Origin of the sequence: Idiomarina sp. OT37-5b, assembly GCF_002968395.1 — a bacterium.
In the GTDB taxonomy this organism is placed as follows: Bacteria; Pseudomonadota; Gammaproteobacteria; order Enterobacterales; family Alteromonadaceae; genus Idiomarina; species Idiomarina aquatica.
In genome coordinates, this window is sequence record NZ_CP027188.1 from 1440061 (window position 1) to 1458207 (window position 18147).

Annotated in this window: 15 protein-coding genes and 1 tRNA gene; 6 read left to right on the top strand and 10 right to left on the bottom strand. The window is 51.8% G+C overall.

All coding sequences use genetic code 11. The features are described from left to right. Nucleotides 1-2 precede the first annotated feature (2 nt). The 6 genes from pheT to thrS all read right to left on the bottom strand — a co-directional run bounded on the left by pheT (nucleotide 3) and on the right by thrS (nucleotide 6651). Nucleotides 3-2390 (bottom strand): phenylalanine--tRNA ligase subunit beta, encoded by a 2388-nt coding sequence (gene pheT, locus C5610_RS06715; RefSeq protein ID WP_105306500.1) that lies wholly within the window; start codon nucleotides 2388-2390, stop codon nucleotides 3-5. 24 nt (nucleotides 2391-2414) lie between these two features. Continuing rightward, on the bottom strand, nucleotides 2415-3395 hold the full coding sequence (gene pheS / locus C5610_RS06720) for a phenylalanine--tRNA ligase subunit alpha (RefSeq protein ID WP_105306501.1): 981 nt from the start codon (nucleotides 3393-3395) through the stop codon (nucleotides 2415-2417). Nucleotides 3396-3529: 134 nt separating this feature from the next. Then, nucleotides 3530-3883, bottom strand: a complete 354-nt coding sequence (gene rplT, locus C5610_RS06725) for a 50S ribosomal protein L20 (protein WP_053953835.1) — start codon at nucleotides 3881-3883, stop codon at nucleotides 3530-3532. 14 nt (nucleotides 3884-3897) lie between these two features. Continuing rightward, the gene (gene rpmI / locus C5610_RS06730; RefSeq protein WP_053953836.1) at nucleotides 3898-4095 is read right to left on the bottom strand and encodes a 50S ribosomal protein L35; all 198 of its coding nucleotides are present in this window, start codon (nucleotides 4093-4095) and stop codon (nucleotides 3898-3900) included. Between the two features lie 74 nt (nucleotides 4096-4169). Then, the gene (gene infC / locus C5610_RS06735) at nucleotides 4170-4715 is read right to left on the bottom strand and encodes a translation initiation factor IF-3 (protein WP_105306502.1); all 546 of its coding nucleotides are present in this window, start codon (nucleotides 4713-4715) and stop codon (nucleotides 4170-4172) included. Nucleotides 4716-4737: 22 nt separating this feature from the next. Further along, nucleotides 4738-6651 (bottom strand): threonine--tRNA ligase, encoded by a 1914-nt coding sequence (thrS, locus tag C5610_RS06740; protein ID WP_105306503.1) that lies wholly within the window; start codon nucleotides 6649-6651, stop codon nucleotides 4738-4740. 171 nt (nucleotides 6652-6822) lie between these two features. On the opposite strand from thrS, the gene C5610_RS06745 reads away from it, so the two are divergent. Both C5610_RS06745 and C5610_RS06750 read left to right on the top strand, forming a co-directional pair. Then, complete coding sequence (locus C5610_RS06745) at nucleotides 6823-7701, top strand: DMT family transporter (RefSeq protein ID WP_105306504.1); 879 nt, start codon at nucleotides 6823-6825, stop codon at nucleotides 7699-7701. Between the two features lie 199 nt (nucleotides 7702-7900). After that, nucleotides 7901-8110 (top strand): CPXCG motif-containing cysteine-rich protein, encoded by a 210-nt coding sequence (locus C5610_RS06750; protein ID WP_105306505.1) that lies wholly within the window; start codon nucleotides 7901-7903, stop codon nucleotides 8108-8110. Here the strand turns inward: C5610_RS06750 and C5610_RS06755 are convergent. Continuing rightward, nucleotides 8107-8727, bottom strand: coding sequence for a riboflavin synthase subunit alpha (locus C5610_RS06755; RefSeq protein WP_105306506.1), 621 nt, complete (start codon nucleotides 8725-8727; stop codon nucleotides 8107-8109). The two genes, C5610_RS06750 and C5610_RS06755, sit on opposite strands and share 4 nt — an antisense overlap. Nucleotides 8728-8757: 30 nt before the next feature. On the opposite strand from C5610_RS06755, the gene C5610_RS06760 reads away from it, so the two are divergent. The 3 genes from C5610_RS06760 to C5610_RS06770 all read left to right on the top strand — a co-directional run bounded on the left by C5610_RS06760 (nucleotide 8758) and on the right by C5610_RS06770 (nucleotide 11741). Next, entirely contained in the window at nucleotides 8758-9825 is a 1068-nt protein-coding gene (locus tag C5610_RS06760; protein ID WP_105306507.1) for a DUF3080 family protein, read from the top strand. A 41-nt stretch (nucleotides 9826-9866) separates the two neighbouring features. Next, nucleotides 9867-11537, top strand: a complete 1671-nt coding sequence (locus C5610_RS06765; protein ID WP_105306508.1) for an isovaleryl-CoA dehydrogenase — start codon at nucleotides 9867-9869, stop codon at nucleotides 11535-11537. A 127-nt stretch (nucleotides 11538-11664) separates the two neighbouring features. Then, nucleotides 11665-11741: transfer RNA gene (locus C5610_RS06770), tRNA-Val, on the top strand. A gap of 28 nt (nucleotides 11742-11769) precedes the next feature. Here C5610_RS06770 and C5610_RS06775 read toward each other — a convergent pair. From C5610_RS06775 to C5610_RS06785, 3 genes are all read right to left on the bottom strand, one after another. Further along, nucleotides 11770-13230 carry a trehalase family glycosidase gene (locus C5610_RS06775; protein ID WP_105306509.1) on the bottom strand — a complete coding sequence of 487 codons (1461 nt, stop codon included), beginning with the start codon at nucleotides 13228-13230 and terminating at the stop codon, nucleotides 11770-11772. Then, nucleotides 13227-14465 (bottom strand): MFS transporter, encoded by a 1239-nt coding sequence (locus C5610_RS06780; protein ID WP_187346257.1) that lies wholly within the window; start codon nucleotides 14463-14465, stop codon nucleotides 13227-13229. Before C5610_RS06780 ends, C5610_RS06775 begins: the two co-directional genes overlap by 4 nt. Nucleotides 14466-14544: 79 nt before the next feature. After that, on the bottom strand, nucleotides 14545-15567 hold the full coding sequence (locus tag C5610_RS06785) for a LacI family DNA-binding transcriptional regulator (RefSeq protein WP_105306510.1): 1023 nt from the start codon (nucleotides 15565-15567) through the stop codon (nucleotides 14545-14547). Nucleotides 15568-15857: 290 nt separating this feature from the next. Here C5610_RS06785 and C5610_RS06790 point away from each other — a divergent pair, with 290 nt between their 5' ends. Next, entirely contained in the window at nucleotides 15858-18143 is a 2286-nt protein-coding gene (locus C5610_RS06790) for a TonB-dependent receptor (RefSeq protein ID WP_105306511.1), read from the top strand. The last annotated feature ends 4 nt before the right edge of the window (nucleotides 18144-18147 follow it).

Sequence of the window (18147 nt, forward strand, 5' to 3'; positions counted from 1 at the left end):
GTTTAATCCCTCAAGGTTGCATTAAACTCGTCTTTTAGCTTACTTACGAAGCGGTCCATCAACTCGTTGACTTCGGCTTCTTCCAGCGTCTTATCGGTATCCTGTAAGGTGATACTTAACGCCAGGCTGCGTTTGCCGGCAGGCAAATTTTCGCCTTGGTAAACATCAAACAAGTTTAGGCCAACTAACTGTTTTACGCCAACATTTTCCAGTTCAGCCAACACTTCACCAGCGGCAATTGACTCGTCCAGAACCAGCGCTAAGTCACGGCGAATGCTGGGGTAACGGGATATTGGCTGAGCCACAGGAATGCGACGAACAGCAATCGCATCAAGCTCAATCTCAAACACAAACGCCCGTTGGTTTAACCCCAATGCTTTTTCGTGCTGAGGATGTAAGGCGCCAATGAAGCCGACTTTGCGTTCACCTTTGTAAATCGCCGCCGACTGCCCCGGATGTAAGGCATCGTGCTGGTCAGCAACAAAGCGGAACAAATGCGCTTCGCCGGTTTTCTCCAACAACGCCTCGACATCACCTTTAACGTCATAAAAATCAATCGCACGATCGCCTTCTGACCAATGCTCAACGTGTGCTTTACCCGCACGGATACCGCCCAACACCGGCTCCTGACGAACGCCGTTCTCAGCTTTTTCATCCGGAATAAAGCGCAAACCCGTTTCAACGAAAGCCAGCACCGCCTGCTGACGCTTTTGGTTGTGCGCAACGGCTCCGGCAAGACCGGGCCATAGGCTCACGCGCATCGATGACATTTCGATCGAAATCGGGTGCGGTAAGGTCAACGCGGCGGCCTCGTTAAACAACATGGCTTGATGCTTCGGATCAACAAAGCTGTAGGTAATGGCTTCCTGATACCCGCGCTCCACCAGCGCATTTACCAGCGTGTGACGACTGATTTGTGCTTCTTTGCGGTCGGTCATGCGCAACTGTGCAGCCGGGGCTGCGGCTTGGATCGCGTTATAACCGTATACCCGTGCCACTTCTTCGATAAGATCTTCTTCAATGGCAATGTCAAAACGATACGACGGCACCTGAACCTGCCATGCGCCGTTCGCAAAGCTGACTTCAAGCCCCAGACGCTGGAGGATTTCGGTTACCTCATTATCGGCAATCTGTACGCCCAGGACCTTGGCCAAACGCGAGCTGCGTAAGGTTACACTGGCGCGCGCGGGTAAATGCTGCTCGGATACCGCTTCGGTAATGGGACCCGCTTCACCACCGCAAATCGCCAACAGTAATTCCGTTGCGCGCTCCATCGCCGTGCGTTGTAACTGTGGGTCAACACCGCGCTCATAACGGTGTGACGCGTCGGTGTGCAGACCATAGCGACGGGCTTTACCCAAAATCGCATCCGGTGCAAAAAACGCGCTTTCTAAGAAAATGTTTTTGCTGTCTAATGTCACGCCACTGTCTTTACCGCCATAAACGCCGGCCATAGCCAGTGCTTTTTGCTCATCAGCAATCACCAGGACATCGTCATCCAGCGTGACTTCCTCACCGTCCAGTAACGTCAGCTTTTCCTGCTTTGCCGCAAGACGAACAGTAATGTCACCCTGCAGGGTGTCCAGGTCGAACGCGTGCATCGGATGACCGAGCTCTAACAACACATAATTCGTTACGTCAACGACCGGATCGATGCTGCGAATACCACTGCGGCGTAATTTTTCGCTCATCCAGATCGGCGTTGGGCGGCTGACGTCAATGCCTTTAATCACCCGACCCAAGTAGCGAGGACACTGCTCAGGAGCGGCCAAGGTAATCGCTTTTTGATCGCTGATGGAGGCTTCAACGGCGCTGATTTGCGGTTGCTTAACATCCATACGATTGAGCACACCCACCTCACGGGCGATACCGCGAATGCTTAAACAATCACCACGGTTCGGGGTCAAATCAATATCAATGCTGTTGTCGTCAAGGCCAAGGTATTCGCGGTAGTCCTTACCGACCGGTGCATCCGCCGGTAACTCAATGATGCCTTCGTGATCATCAATCAAGCCCAGCTCTTTGAATGAGCACAACATACCGTGCGACGGCTGGCCACGCAGTTTCGCTTTTTTAATCTTGAAATCACCCGGCAACACCGCGCCAACTTTGGCTACCACAACTTTTAAGCCCTGCCGGCAATTGGGTGCGCCACAAACAATATCCAGCAACTCGCCGTCGTTAGTATCGACTTTTGTCACCTGCAACTTATCGGCGTCCGGATGCGGACCGCACTCGACCACCTCGCCGACCACCACCGTATGGAAGTCGGCTGCAACCGGCTCAACACCGTCAACCTCAAGGCCAGCCATGCTCAGCTGTTCGCTAAGCTCATTGCTGTCGATGGCCGGGTTAACCCACTCACGTAACCACTGTTCGCTAAATTTCATAGTGCCACTGCCCTTTTGGTTGAATTAGTTGAATTGTTTTAAGAAACGCAGGTCGTTTTCGAAAAACGCGCGTAAGTCGGTTACGCCGTAGCGCAACATGGTCAGGCGCTCAACGCCCATCCCAAAGGCAAAACCGGTGTACTTCTCCGGGTCAATACCTACGGCTTTCAACACGTTCGGGTGGACCATGCCACAACCCAACACTTCCAACCATTTGCCGTCTTTACCCATAACATCGACTTCTGCCGATGGCTCTGTGAACGGGAAATACGACGGGCGGAAGCGCACTTGCAATGACTCTTCAAAAAAGTGCGTCAGGAAATCTTCTAAAATGCCTTTTAACTGGGTAAAAGACACACCGGTGTCAACCATCAGGCCTTCGACCTGGTGGAACATCGGCGTATGGGTCTGATCGTAGTCGTTACGATAGACGCGTCCCGGGGAAATAATCCGCAACGGCGGTTGTTCAACTTCCATGGTACGGATCTGTACACCCGATGTTTGCGTACGCAGCATCGTTGAGGGAGTAAAATAAAAGGTGTCGTGATCCGCACGTGCCGGGTGATTAGCCGGAATATTCAGCGCATCAAAGTTATGAAAGCCGTCCTCGACTTCGGGACCTTCTTTAACGCTAAAACCGAGGTCACCAAAAAACTGTTCAATACGACGAATGGTCTGGGTCACCGGATGTACACCACCCACCGCGGCATTACGACCCGGCAGGGTAACATCAAGTCGCTCGGCTTCAAGTTTCGCTTTCAGCTCTTCAGCTTTCAGCAACTCTTTGCGGGCATTGATGCTGGTCTGTACCTGCTGCTTTGCTTCGTTGATCTGCTGCCCCGCTTCGCGGCGCTCAGACGGATCCAGCTTACCTAAGCCTTTCAGCAATTCGGTCAACTGACCCTTTTTACCCATGTATTGAACCCGAACATCGTCCAACGCTTGCGGATTATCCGCATTGGCGATGGCCGCTTCGGCTTGTGCGACGATTTCCTGTAATTGCATTGTTTCCCTCAACACTGACAATAGGCTGTTATAGCGTAATTTTTAAAGCCGCTATTCTAGCAGAAAATGGATCAAAAAAGGGAGCCAATTGGCTCCCTTTGAAATCTGTTTTAACAAACCGAAACGGCCGTTATTTACAGTGCGCCTTTCGCTTTCTCAACCAAAGCAGCAAAGCCGTTTTGATCGTGAACTGCGATATCAGCAAGGATCTTGCGATCGATTTCTACTGATGCTTTTTTCAGGCCGTTGATAAAGCGGCTGTATGACAGACCGTTTTGACGTGCCGCAGCGTTGATACGAACAATCCACAGTTGACGGAATTGACGTTTCTTGTTGCGACGGTCACGGTATGCGTATTGACCCGCTTTAGTGACTGCCTGTACCGCAACGCGATAAACGCGACTACGGGCACCATAATAACCTTTCGCCTGCTTCAGGACTTTCTTGTGACGCGCTCTCGCGATTACACCACGTTTTACTCGTGCCATTTGCTAATCTCCCCTTATGCGTACGGTAACATACGATCGACTAATTTAATGTCCGCTTCGTGGACCATGCTCTTAGCACGCAGCTGACGCTTACGCTTAGGAGTTTTCTTAGTCAGAATGTGACGCAAGTGAGATTGCTTGCACTTGTAACCGCCTGAAGCAGTCTTTTTAAAGCGCTTTGAAGCGCCTTTGTTTGATTTCATTTTTGGCATGAAATTAAACTCCGCATTGTTGATTAAAAGTGTGAAAGGGTGAGACAGCTACGCTGCCTACTTGTGTACCACGATCACTTCTTAGATGGCGCCAGAACCATAATCATCTGACGACCTTCAGCCCTTCTAGGGAACGACTCAACAGTTGAAACATCTTCTAAATCGTTTTTAACGCGATTCAGCAATTCGATGCCCAACTCCTGGTGTGCCATTTCCCGGCCACGGAAACGAATAGTGACTTTAGTTTTGTCACCTCCCTCGAGGAAACGACGCAGGTTGCGCAGTTTTACCTGGTAGTCGCCCTCATCAGTGCCAGGTCGGAACTTAACTTCCTTAACCTGAATCTGTTTCTGCTTTTTCTTCTGTTCTTTCTGTTCTTTACTCTTCTCGAAGAGGAACTTACCGTAATCCATCAAGCGGCAGACCGGTGGCTCCGCATTAGGGCTCATCTCCACCAAATCGACACCAGCTTCCGCTGCTGCGTCAAGAGCCTCGTTTATACTGACGACACCAATTTGTTCACCATCGGTTCCGATTAAGCGAACTTCATCAACGTTGGTAATCTGTTCGTTGATACGGTTTTTATCTGCAGCTTTCTGAGTTCTTTTTCCGCCTTTAATGGTTTATTCCTCCATCCAATTATTAAATCTTGCGAGTCCGTACTTCGTCTTCGATGCGTGCAACGAAATCTTCCAGCGGGAACTTACCTAAGTCTTCACCGCCACGGGTACGAACCGCAACCTCGCCTGCTTCGACTTCTTTATCGCCGACAACAAGCAAATAAGGGACTCGTTTAAGAGTATGCTCTCGGATTTTAAAGCCAATCTTCTCATTTCTCAAGTCGGCTGTTGCTCGAATTCCCTTTTCATTCAAAGATTTTACCACCTTTTTGACATAATCGCTCTGATTATCGGTGATATTCATCAAAACAACCTGCGTTGGCGCTAACCAAACCGGGAAGTGACCGGCGTATTCTTCGATCAGAATACCCATAAAGCGCTCCAGCGAGCCCAGAATCGCACGGTGGATCATCACCGGCGTATGACGGTCATTGTCTTCACCGACATAGGTCGCACCCAGACGTCCCGGTAACGCAAAGTCTAACTGAATAGTACCGCACTGCCAGGCACGGCCAAGACAGTCAAACAGGGTAAATTCAATCTTAGGACCGTAGAAAGCCCCCTCACCCGGTAAATAATCAAACTCGATGTCGTGCGCTTTGAGTGCATCCGCCAGTGCTTTTTCACTGCGATCCCAGGTCGCGTCATCGCCAAGACGTTTTTCCGGACGCGTTGACAACTTCACATCGATCTTATCAAAACCGAAGGTTTCGTACGTTTCGTAGACCATCTTAATGCAAGCGGCGACTTCTGACTGCACTTGTTCTTCGGTACAAAAAACGTGAGCGTCGTCCTGCGTAAAGCCCCGCACCCGCATCAGGCCGTGTAACGCACCGGACGGCTCATTACGGTGACAGGAACCAAACTCGGCCATACGCAACGGTAAGTCACGGTATGACTTAAGCCCTTGGTTGAAGATCTGCACGTGGCCCGGACAGTTCATCGGTTTAACCGCATATTCACGATTCTCCGAAGCAGTAGTGAACATCAGTTCGGAAAACTTCTCCCAGTGCCCGGATTTTTCCCACAGCACGCGGTCCATCATCATCGGACCTTTAACTTCCTGGTAGTCGTATTCGCGCAGTTTTTCTCGAATAAAGGTTTCTAGCTCGCGGAAAATGGTCCAGCCGTTGTGATGCCAGAACACCATACCCGGAGCTTCTTCCTGCCAGTGGAACAAATCCTGGTTCTTACCAATTTTACGGTGATCGCGTTTTTCTGCCTCTTCCAGGCGCTTCAAATAAGCTTTTAGTTGTTTTTTATCCGCCCATGCGGTGCCGTAGATGCGTTGCAGCATCTTGTTATCTGAATCACCACGCCAGTACGCACCCGCCATTTTCATCACTTTAAAATGCTGGCAGAACTTCATGTTCGGTACGTGCGGCCCACGGCACATATCGATGTATTCCTGGTGATGATACAAACCCGGCTTAGCGTCGGTCGGGATATCTTCGTCTAAAATTTCAACTTTATACGGCTCATGGCGGTCGACAAAGGTTTCACGCGCTTCTTTCCAACTGACTTTTTTCTTAATGACCTCATACTCGGTCTTTGCCAGTTCCTTCATCCGTTTTTCAAGTTTTTCTAAATCTTCCTGGGTGAAGGTGTGGTCAACATCGATGTCATAATAAAAGCCGTTATCAATCACCGGACCAATCGCCATTTTCGCGTCAGGCCACAACTGCTTAACCGCATGGCCAAGCAAATGCGCACACGAGTGACGGATGATGTGTACCCCATCGTCATCTTTGGGCGTTACAATCTCGACCTTCGCATCGTGCTCAATCACATCACAGGCATCGACCAACTCGCCGTCGATACGACCCGCAACGGTCGCTTTCGCCAGACCTGGCCCGATATCCATAGCGATATCCATGATTGAGACCGGTTTATCAAATTCGCGTTGACTTCCGTCAGGGAGAGTAATTACAGGCATGAAATATCCTTTCCAACCAGTGGTGACACCTACCAAGTGCCACGTGCTCTATTTTGGCTCAGCTGAACATCGCAGCCGAACCCTACGAAACGTGTTGCGTTCGGTACCATCGAACGCGCATCGCTACTATAATCGACCGCTTACATTTGAGCAACCACAGAGCCTGTTTTGATGTCAGAGATGATCGGTCAGTTCGCCGCCTTGTTAGCCGCCAGTTTTTGGGCGGTTGCCACGCTTTTATACCATCGCGCCGGCAGTCACTTTTCACCGTTGCAGATGAATCTGGTGAAAGGCGTTATTGCCACCCCGTTATTATTTTTAGTGAGTTTATTACTCGGCACTTCATTGCAGCTAAGCGCCGGTGTGGTGATCCTGGCCCTGAGTGGAGTCATTGGTATCACCATTGGTGACAGTTGCCACTTCGCTACGCTGAGGCGGCTCGGCCCCTGGCATGCCATGCTGCTGGAATACCTGGCACCGCCGTTAGCGGCATTTATGGCTTGGGTCTTTTTAAGTGACCGATTATCCATCATCGAGATCACCGGCGCCGTGGTGACCTTAAGCGGCGTCTTGTTTGTGGTCACCGAAAAGGCACCGGACAACCAACCGGCGCTCTCGCTGTCGGGCATTTTATTCGGCAGCGGCGCGGCGCTGTGTCAGGCCACTGGACTGGTCATGGCATTTTCGGTTTTGCAAACCGAGTCGATCCATGCCATCGACGCCGCCTTTGTCCGGTTAGCCGCGGGGTCGGTGTTACTTGCGGTCATCGTCGGCTTGTCAAAACGCAACGCTTACGCCGCGATTATTCGCCAGTTTAAATCGATTAACCCTCTGCCATTACTCGGCGCCATCGTCTTTGGTACCTTCCTGGCGATCTGGTTGCAACAGGTTTCCATTGCGAACATTAACCCCGGCCTCACCCAAACGCTGCTCTCGACCGCACCGCTTTTTCTTATTCCAATTTCTTTATTGAAAAAACAAAAGATTACACCACGTTCCGTCATCGGCGCCTGCATTTCATTGGGCGGAATCGGCATTCTTTTTCTATAGTTTGAGTAAGCGTGCAAGGCGTAACGGTGTCGTTCGCCTGGAGCTCGGTGGGGCTGACGCAGACACGCTACAAGTTCATCCATGAACGCTTATCTCAGGCCATCCCTGGCCTTCGATAGCCTGCGTCAGCCCCCACCGAACTCCTGTGCGAGAACGGCACCGCTAGGCTTTGCGGAAACATCTTTCCAGAGGAACTCTCATGCACGAAGAAGATCTTAACAGCGTTGTGGTTCGTTGCCCGCATTGCGGGCAGACAACACAACTGGATATTGATACCTCAGCGGGCAATCAGGATTATCAGGACGAATGCGCTGCCTGCGGCGATTTAATTCACGTGCAATTGCAGGTTGACGAAATGAATCAAAAAACCCGCGTACGCATTGACGGCAACGACGAGCAGTTTTATTAGTTCGCCGACTCGCCGCGCTGTTTTAGGATACGCTCTACCGTTTCAACAATGGTAATGGTTTGCTGATCAAACTCGATATTAAGCTGGGTTCCTGGCTGTGCCTGCGATAAATTGGTGAGCCGCAGGGTTTCGGGTATTAAGTGCAGACTAAAACGGTTGTCTTCGACGGTGCCGATCGTCAGACTGGCGCCGTTCACGGCAATAAAACCTTTGGCAAACAGGTAAGGGGTAAACGGCTCGGGCACTTCAACCCAGCCTGCCCAGTTGGTATCGCTTTGTTCCACTTCCAGCAATGTTCCCTGACAATGGATGTGTCCCGATACATGGTGACCGCCAATTTCATCACCCACTTTCAACGAGCGCTCCAGATTAACCAGGCTACCTTTGCCAAGGTCACCCAAATTGGTCAGTCGCAACGTCTCGTCGATAACGTCAAACTCAACCGTATCTTCGGTATAGTGAACCACCGTTAAACAGCAGCCGTTTATAGCAATACTGGCACCTATCTCTAAATCGCGCAGAAACTGCGGTTCGACCCGCAGCGTTAAGTGACGAAAGTCGTCATTGTCTTTAATATGGGCAACTTGTGCTTGTGTCTGAACAATACCAGTAAACATAAAACACCTAAGCATAGTAAGGATTAAGCAATGCGTGGCAGTGTACTGAGGATTGGCAAAAGTTACCAGCGTTTGCGGGCATTTCAGGCCGGTTTATTGATCGTTGCCGGACTGGTCGTTGGTGCCTGTTCGCGTCCTCAGACAGTGGTCGACTCGGTACATACGCTCAATCAACGAATTGCCAACACGCTCTCCTCGGAAGCGGCACAACTGAGCTACCAGCCGCGCCCGGCCCCCATGCCGACGATACGTTCATTGAAACCCGTTGGCGAGCCAGCGGCGATGAATTTTTTAACCAGCCTGCGACTGGGTCATTGCGAGGCCGGACAACTGATCGCTCAACGTAACAGCTCACTGGGTCGACTGGAGGACGGGCTGATGCGCTATCACGATGACGTGCAGCTATTGAGCGCATTAAGAACGTGCGCGCAGCACCCGCAGTCTGAAACCATCAAAGCAGAGTTACAACGCGCCATAGCCGACAAACACGCGCAACTGAGCTTCGATAAGGCACACGCGATCGCCACCGACAAAGCACTGCGCCACGTCCTGAGCATCGGAGCCAAAAGCCTAGCAACCCTTGATGACGACGTTTTTAACCACCAGTTAAACGCCCTCCTGCAACTGGTCGAATGGCTTGCTCAGGCTCCACAGCAGCCAGCGCCTGCCGAAACTAGCTTAGCCCGCTGGCGACAACAGCTCGCACAAGCGGATTACCTACCACGATTGCTGCGCAGTACCATCGAGATGCGGTTGCTGCTGACTCAGTTACAGCAACAGTTGCCCCCGTTGACCGCAGCTGCGGGCTGCGACGGCAAAGGAGTGCCTGAGCGGGCTAAGGTTCTGCAACGGGTGTTTATGCGATTTTTTATTGACGCAACGCAGTCAAAGCTGGCGCAATTAACCACTCAGTACCAGCAACTACAACCGGTGTTACTGACGCTGGCCGAAGCGGTGCCGCAGCCGGCGCTGCAAGACTACTTACGCGAGCTGAGCCGGCAGGGAGAAAAGCTGAACCAAACCAGTAAAGCGTTTGTACAACCATGGCAACAGTTGTTTATGGACTGTGGCTTTACACCCGGCCAAAACTCGTTCTAAGCTTAGGTTATCCAAACAGGTCAGACCGGAGCGTCAACCTAATGAGTAAGCAACAGCACAACTATTATGCCCAAACCCACGAGGTGACCAATCAGCCGCCGGCACTGGAGAACTATAACCTTTATGCCGAGGACAAGGCGTTGCAGGAGGCCGTGCAGCGCGAGGGAGCAGCCTGGGCTGAACAGGATATTGCCCGGTTTGGCGCGGAATGCGGACTCAGTGAGCGGATTAAACTGGGGTTTGACGCCAATGCCAACAAACCACAGCTACAGACTCACGACCGTTTTGGTCATCGCATCGATCAGATCGACTTTCACCCCAGTTATCACCAACTCATGGATATCGCCATCAGCGAGGGTCTACACGCCAGTCCTTGGCGCAATCCCCGCAGCGGCGCGCAGGTAGCGCGAGCCGCTAAATATTACTTGCACACTCAGGTTGAAGCGGCGCATGGATGTCCGATCACCATGACCTTTGCGGCCGTCCCGGCACTGAAACATCAGCCGCAACTGTTTGAGCAGTTTGGTCACAAGATCCTGGCGCCCTACTACGACCCCGAAAATATTCCCGACACGCGTAAAAACGGCCTCACGGTTGGTATGGCTATGACCGAAAAACAAGGTGGTTCTGATGTCCGAACAAACAGTACTGTAGCACACCCGGTCGGTGCCGAAGGTCCGGCGCAAGTCTACGAGCTGGTGGGTCACAAATGGTTTGTCTCGGCCCCCATGTGTGATTTGTTTCTGGTGCTGGCACAAGCTCCGGGCGGGCTTTCCTGTTTTCTGGTGCCGCGCTGGCGACCTGACGGTAGCAAAAACCCGCTGCAGATCCAGCAACTGAAAAATAAAATGGGCAATGTCGCCAATGCCTCCAGCGAATGTGAACTGCGTGGTGCACTCGGTTGGATGGTTGGCGAAGAAGGACGTGGCATACGTACCATCATTGAAATGGTCGCCATGACCCGTTATGACTGTATGATTGGCTCCTCGTCGGGAATGCGCCAGGCCAGCGCTCAGGCGCTGCATCACTGCCACTACCGTCAGGCCTTTGGCGCGCGGCTCAGCGAACAACCACTGATGCAGAACCTGTTAGCCGATCTGGCACTGGAAAGCGAGGCGGCGATGACGCTGACTCTGCGTATGGCGCGCGCGTTCGATAACCAGGATGACGAACATGAGCAACTGTTAGCCCGAATCGCCACCCCCATCGGCAAATATTGGATCTGCAAACGCACACCCAACCATGCGTACGAGGCAATGGAGGTGATCGGTGGTATGGGGCTGATGGAAAACACCATCATGCCAAGGTTGTTGCGCGAATCTCCGGTAAACGCTATTTGGGAAGGCAGTGGTAATGTCCAGTGTCTGGATATTCTGCGGGCGATACAAAAGGAACCTCGGGTATTAGACGCGTATTTTAGCGAAATCAGCAAAGCCAGCGGCCGTGATAAACGACTGGATGACTTTGCCAATGCGTTAAAGCGTGACTTCAAGCAGACGCCCCGCGACCACTGGCCGTATCAGGCTCGCCAGTTTGCCGACCGCATGGCATTGGCATTGCAGGCCGCACTGCTGTTACAACATGCGCCGGATTTTGTCAGCGAAGCGTTTTGTGCCGGTCGCCTAGCGCCACGAACCCACATGAACTATGGCGGACTGCCGGCCAATGCTAACGTTGTTGGCCTCATCAACCGGGCAACGCCGTCGCTTTAATGAGCAACACAGCACCATCTGTCTGAAAACTAGCCATTTGAATCACTGACGCTGAAAAAAGTCTTGCGTCAGTGATTCGAAATGAATAATATAGCGCCCGTCTTCACGACACAGCACTTCAAAATGTGCGTCCTTAGCTCAGTTGGTTAGAGCGCTGCCTTGACATGGCAGAGGTCGGTAGTTCGAGTCTACTAGGACGCACCACTTTTTCTTCCCCTGTTATCAACGACTACTACTCAAGCTGCTCACGAAAGGCGCGGTATACGCCATTGCTCCACCCAAAGCCCAGTTGTACTTCATATTCGCCACCAGTTGCCGCTTTACGGGGATCACACACGTCATACTTCTCCAACACGACGTGATTGGCGTCATAATAATCAGCAACCAAATTAACCCAACGTTGTTTGATATCCTGCGCTAGCGCATTAACACCGTAATGTTCTAATCCTTTAACGGCAAACCACTGCAACGGCGCCCAGCCATTCGGCGAGTCCCATTGCTGCTGCGTTGACGTTAAGGTGGTAACCAAACCACCCGGGCGCAAAAATTTGGTGAGGTTATCGGCCACCGCATCGGCTTGATGTTGGCTCGCTAATTGAGTGAATAACGGCACCACCGCTGCCAGCGACCATATCGGCGTCTGCCGTTGTTGTTGATGGTCGTAGTCAAAATAAAACCCCTGTTCGGCGTTATAACAATACTGATTAAGCGCCTGCTGACGCTGTGCCGCGGCTTCGGCATAAGCTTGCTGCTGCGAACTGTCGTCAACCAGTTGGCTTAATCGGAACTCCAAACGATACAACAGTGCATTTAAATCAACCGGCACAATATCGGTGGTTTTAATGCTGGTAAAATCATTGGCATCAGCAAACCAGCGAGAACTGAAATCCCACCCGGATTCACAAGCGGCACGGATATGGCGCATAAACTCATGAGCCCGGGTGTCATTTAATCCACTCACTGCATTCAAATCTTCGCGATAGGATTCCGGGCGCGGAGTCGCGTCATTATCGTAGTAGCGATTTAACAGGCTACCGTCGGCTAGTCTCAGCGCTCGGTTTTGCATCCAAAACTGATGTTCTGCCTGCAACCCTTTAATCGCCCGCGCCCGCTGAACCTCATTTAACTGGTGTTGAACCAAATCAAAAATGAGCACCAGCACCGGCGGCTGACTGCGGGTGTGGTAATAAGCACGATTACCGTTGGGGATACAGCCGACCTGCTCCTGAATATCCAGGAAGTTTTCCAGCATACTGACCACCACATCACTGTGGCCGTCGCACAGCAGGCCTTCGGCAGTGAAATAGCTGTCCCAGTAATAAATTTCACGGAACCGCCCACCGGGTACCAAATACCGGTGTTGCAGCGGAATTAAGCTATCATGCTGGCGCTGATCCGGCGCTCGCTGCAATACCGACCACATGGCCGCGATGTACTCATCGACATCATCACACTGAAGCGCGCTAAGGTCCGGTTCAGCCGGCAGTTCGAAGTGCTGTTCAACAAACGCCGCCAACTCAAAACCCGGTTGCTGGCATTGCTGTCGGTAGTGTTCACAAATGCTCGCTAAGGGTTGTTTACCAATGGCATCAGCAAAGGTTTTGCTGTCCTTAAACAACCCCGCCATCTGCACATCATGAAACAGCTCGCTGTTAAATAATGTCAGTGCTTCGGTCCATGCGCTGGTGGTCATGCCAGTTCCCCCTTCGCCTTAACCTGCAGCGATGAACGACGGAAGAAAAACAGCGTCACCATGATCAACGCAATCGGCACCAACAATAAGTAGAACGCCTGCTGACCGCCCATGGCATCAAAAATCAGTCCGGTAACAATGGACCCGGTGGTGCCACCCAGCGCGGAAAACACCACGATCAAGCCAGTCATTGGCGCATGTTGGCTTTTCGGCAACGAACTTAGCATCACCGAGTTGATGACCGGGTAAATCGGCGCCATAGTTAGGCCGATCAATGGCACCAGAAATGCCGCCAGCGGCGCGTCCAGCCAGGACGCAATTGGCGTGTCGCCAACGTGCTGTGCCAACGGCAGACTCAGTAACATGGTTGCGCCCATCGCGATCAGGCACAACATTAAAAACGGATACCAGTTCATCCGTGCCAGCACCGCACCCGCAGCCAGCCGCCCAATCGCCAGCGATACCGCAAAAATGCTGGTGATCTGCACACTGACATTCACCGGCAGCCCCAACACCTCACGATTAAACGTCGGTAACCAGGAACCGATGCCCTGCTCGATTAAGACGTAAAGGAACACCGACAGAATGAAAATCAGTACCAACGGCTGATAAACCATCTTCAACATGGTCACGAATTCCAGCATCGCCTTAGCTGGCTCGGCACGGGGTTTTTCTACCGGTGCAATTAACACCAATATAAAGGTTACCGCCACCACGGCAGCCAGCAAATAATACACATTAAGCCAGCTCAGCGACGCTGGGTTAGCCTCGTCTATAAACGCTGCAAACACCCAATAGCCGGACAACACCCCGAGCATGAAAATGCCTTCGATGACATTCATCAATGACGAGTGTGAGCGCGTATCCGGGGACAACTGTCCGATGATGGCGTAAACCGACACCTTTACCAGCGCAAACGCGGTACCGACACCGGCAAACAACAACTTCACGGACCAGAATTCCGCAATACCCGGCGTTATCGCACACAGCACCGCAACCAGCCCCAGTCCGCAGAGCAGCGCCAGTTTATAGCCGACCCGCGGGATAAAAGATGCAACCAAAAAAGACACTATCGCAATTGAGAGATCTTTAAAGCCTTCTAAGGTGCTGGCCTGAGGCTTCGATACCTCAAAACTGGTGATCGATTGTAAGATGACCGTTCCCACACTGTTCAACAGAATGGCAAACACATAATAGCTCGCTGCAATCGCAGCAATAATCAACAATCTGGACATTAGAAAGTAACACTTTGTTAACGATAATCGCTGAGTCTATCTTTCGGCATGAAAAAATGCAAACGATTGCATAATCCATTTACTGAGCGGTTGAGCGACGCACAATCAAACGAGTTTCGACCACTTGCGATGCTGCACTCTGCCCTTCCAGCTGTTTGATCAGTTCGTTAACCATCATCTCAGCAGCCTGTTGGGTATTCTGCCTTACGGTGGTTAACGAGGGATGCATCAGCTCTGCTAGCGCAATGTCGTCATACCCAACAATGCTGACGTCCTGCGGAATACCGACATAGCGTTCCTTTAGGGCTTTAAGTGCGCCCAACGCCACCATGTCACTGACACAGACAATGCCGTCAAAGTTAAGGCCGTGCTCGCGAATGTGTTGATTAATAAAATCATAAGCGGCGGTTGAGGTAATATCGATGCTGGCCGTGAGTGCCGGGTCGGGCTCAATGCCATGCTCTGTTAATGCGTTGAGGTAGCCTTGATGACGGTGACGCATTTCCGCATGCTCGGGGTCGCCAAGAAACAAAATACGGCGGCAACCATGGTTAAGCAGATACCAGGTACTCTCGTGACCGCCAAATAAGTTATCACCGCCAACCACCGGATAGCGCGCCGCCGTTTTCGGTTCACCCCAGACCACCAGTGGCACCCCGGCGTCCGCGGCCGCATCAATTTTGGCGCTGGTTTTACCCTGACCGATAACAATGATGCCATCGGCACGCTGACTTCCGATAAAATAGTTGGCCCAGTCGTCGGTAGCCATAAACGAGTTCGACAGCAACAACTCGTAGCCGCGCGCGTTAAGCGCCATATTCAGATCGCCGACAATCTTCAGCAAGAACGGATCGGTAACGCTCTGTTCAGTATGTTCGATAAGGTTAAGAATTACGGCAATAACGTGAGTTTTACGCGTGCGCAAGCGGCTGGCCGCTGTATTGATACTAAAGTTATGCTGGCGTGCCAGCGCCTTAACTTTGTCACGGGTCTGTTGTTTGATCAGTGGATTGTCTTTGAGCGCCCGCGAGGCGGTAGAGGTAGACACCCCTGCCAGCTCAGCGAGCTTCGCCAACGTCAGTCTTGATTGCTTTTTGGCCATTCGTCTTTATCGTTGTTTTTTCTTCACTATAGCGGTTTAATCCCGCTGTTCCTAGCCTGCACGGCTAGATTCGCGCAGCAGCCCGGCTCGGTTATAATTTCATCAACCTATGTAAACGATAGTTAACAACATTGAAACAAAAAAGATGCAATCGTTTGCATTTTTGTTCTTGCAAACGATTGCAAGGCATTCTATGTTGGCCTCACGGTCAAGGTGGGCGACCAAAAATTAAGCAGATAAACGCCACCAAACAGAATAACAACTAAACGAATTCGAGTCAGGAGCACACCATGAAGACGATGTTCTCAAAAGGTTTACTTGCGACCGCAGTCTCTGTCGCGCTCGCAGGTACTGCAACCGCCCAGGACACTAGCTCAAACCAAACCGATAACGGCAGCAATAATCAGGCTGAAAAGCCTGAAGTCATCGTCGTTAGCGGTACTCCCGGCGGCGCCGGCATCCGTAAGATCGATGCCAGTTTTGCCGTTACCAACATCGACAGCGTCGATATCGACAAGATTTCCCCTAAATCGACCGCTGACCTGTTAAAAGCTATCCCCGGTGTCTGGGTGGAAAGCTCGGGCGGCGAGTCGGGTGCTAACGTCTGGGTGCGGGGCTTTCCCGGTGGCGGTGATGCGCCGTTCCTGACCATCGCGCTGGAAGGTTCACCGGTCTACCCACCCTCTACACTGTCGTTCTTAGAAAACTCGCAAATATTCCGCATTGACGAAACCATTGAAATGGTCGAAGGCCTGCGCGGTGGGCCTAACCCTATCGTCAGCAACGGACAACCCGGCTTAACCACCAACTTCCGTTTGAAACGTGGCAGTGACATGACCGAAGCCGTGGCTAAATACTCGGTTTCTGACTATGGGCTTAACCGCCTCGATCTGGTGATGAGCGGCGAGCTCGCTGACGACCTGTATTACATGGTCGGTGGCTACGTGAAAAGCTCAGAAGGCATTCGTGAAGCCGGTTTTAACAGCGAAGAAGGTAATCAATTTACCCTTAACCTGACCAAGAAATTCGATAAAGGCGAACTGAATGTTTATACCCGCCAAACCGATGACCACGGCACCTGGTACCTTCCCACTCCGCTAAACATTGATGGCATCGATGCCAGCTACACGCAAATCGGTCCGCTAAATCGCCAGGCCAATATCAGTTACGGCCCCGATAACGGCACCACCGAAATGTTCGACTTTGGCAACGGTCGTGGCTGGGACGGTCACATCAGCGGCGGTAGCCTGAAACTGGAATTACCGAACGGCTGGCGTTTGATTGATCGCTTTAATCTCACCAAGGGTGAAGCCAATACCTACGGCCTGGTGCCGGCGGGCGGCGCAACCACCGTCGCTGCGGTTGCCGATAATGGCGCCACCGCAACCGGCACCGTCACTGGTAATGAGTACGCCGGCGACACCGCGGTGCAGCAAATTGGTCGCTGGGTGGTATTGAAAGACATCCAGTCGTTTACGAACGACTTGGCTATCTCTAAACGCTTTGACTTATTCGATGTGTCTTTTGGTCTTTATACCGCCAACACCAAAGCCGACGATTGGTGGAGTATTGGTAACGAAGCCTACTACGTATTGCAACCCGGTGGCGAAATGCTGAGTGGCATTGCCTGTAATGACGACCCGACGGTAAGTTGCGGTTTTGACTACGACATCAGCTCGGTTGGTGACGCCGACACCACCGCTTATTACGCAACCGGTTCTTGGTTTGCCACCGACGATCTGACCATCGATGCCGGCCTGCGTCGCGAAAACCACCAAGTTAATTACACCGTTGATGAAGGACTGGACGGCAGCATCAACAAGCCGGTTGAATACGATGAAGACAAAACCTCCTGGACGGTCGGTGCTAATTACGCACTGAACGACTTCAGTGGCGTATTCATTCGCGCCAACCGCGGTTACAAAATGCCATATTTTGACGACTTCCGTGATAATTACGGCGCTTACAGCGACGGTAACCCGTTGATCAAAGAAGTCACTCAGGGTGAATTCGGTTATAAATTTATGAACGATGACATTCGCTTCTTCGCGACCGCCTTTACCAACGAAGTCAAAGGCGATACCTTCGTTCGTCGTCCGGGTGTGCCGGCCGAGATTCTGACCAATGAGGCCTATGGGATCGAGCTGGACGGCCGTTATGATCATCGTTCGGGTTTCTCGTTAGCGCTTAACGCGACCATTCAGGAAACTGAAATCACAGAAAGCCCAACCAATGAAGGCAATGAAGCACAGCGCCAACCGGGCTGGCAACTGCGTGTAACGCCGAGCTACGCGTTTGATTTAGCCGATATGCCATCATCGGTTTATGCCACACTGACTGCCGTTGATGACCGCTACGGTAACAACGAAAACACGGTAGTGCTGGAAGGTTACGAGAAAATCGATTTCGGTTTGATGGTTGAGCCGACTGACGCACTGCGCCTGCAATTGGCGGTTGATAACCTGACCGACGAACTCGGTGTTACCGAAGGCGATCCGCGCAACCCTGATGCGCCAAACGGACGTTACATCATGCCTCGCAGCATCAAACTCAGTCTGTCGTATCAGTTTATGTAAACGG

Excerpts from the sequence above, each read along its gene's own strand:
- C5610_RS06755 (WP_105306506.1), bottom strand. The coding sequence starts at position 8,727 with ATGTTTACTGGTATTGTTCAGACACAAGCACAAGTTGCCCATATTAAA.
- C5610_RS06765 (WP_105306508.1), top strand. The coding sequence starts at position 9,867 with ATGAGTAAGCAACAGCACAACTATTATGCCCAAACCCACGAGGTGACC.
- C5610_RS06750 (WP_105306505.1), top strand. The coding sequence starts at position 7,901 with ATGCACGAAGAAGATCTTAACAGCGTTGTGGTTCGTTGCCCGCATTGC.
- C5610_RS06775 (WP_105306509.1), bottom strand. The coding sequence starts at position 13,230 with ATGACCACCAGCGCATGGACCGAAGCACTGACATTATTTAACAGCGAG.
- C5610_RS06745 (WP_105306504.1), top strand. The coding sequence starts at position 6,823 with ATGTCAGAGATGATCGGTCAGTTCGCCGCCTTGTTAGCCGCCAGTTTT.
- pheS (WP_105306501.1), bottom strand. The coding sequence starts at position 3,395 with ATGCAATTACAGGAAATCGTCGCACAAGCCGAAGCGGCCATCGCCAAT.
- C5610_RS06790 (WP_105306511.1), top strand. The coding sequence starts at position 15,858 with ATGAAGACGATGTTCTCAAAAGGTTTACTTGCGACCGCAGTCTCTGTC.
- thrS (WP_105306503.1), bottom strand. The coding sequence starts at position 6,651 with ATGCCTGTAATTACTCTCCCTGACGGAAGTCAACGCGAATTTGATAAA.
- C5610_RS06780 (WP_187346257.1), bottom strand. The coding sequence starts at position 14,465 with ATGTCCAGATTGTTGATTATTGCTGCGATTGCAGCGAGCTATTATGTG.
- pheT (WP_105306500.1), bottom strand. The coding sequence starts at position 2,390 with ATGAAATTTAGCGAACAGTGGTTACGTGAGTGGGTTAACCCGGCCATC.
- C5610_RS06785 (WP_105306510.1), bottom strand. The coding sequence starts at position 15,567 with ATGGCCAAAAAGCAATCAAGACTGACGTTGGCGAAGCTCGCTGAGCTG.
- rpmI (WP_053953836.1), bottom strand. The coding sequence starts at position 4,095 with ATGCCAAAAATGAAATCAAACAAAGGCGCTTCAAAGCGCTTTAAAAAG.
- C5610_RS06760 (WP_105306507.1), top strand. The coding sequence starts at position 8,758 with ATGCGTGGCAGTGTACTGAGGATTGGCAAAAGTTACCAGCGTTTGCGG.
- rplT (WP_053953835.1), bottom strand. The coding sequence starts at position 3,883 with ATGGCACGAGTAAAACGTGGTGTAATCGCGAGAGCGCGTCACAAGAAA.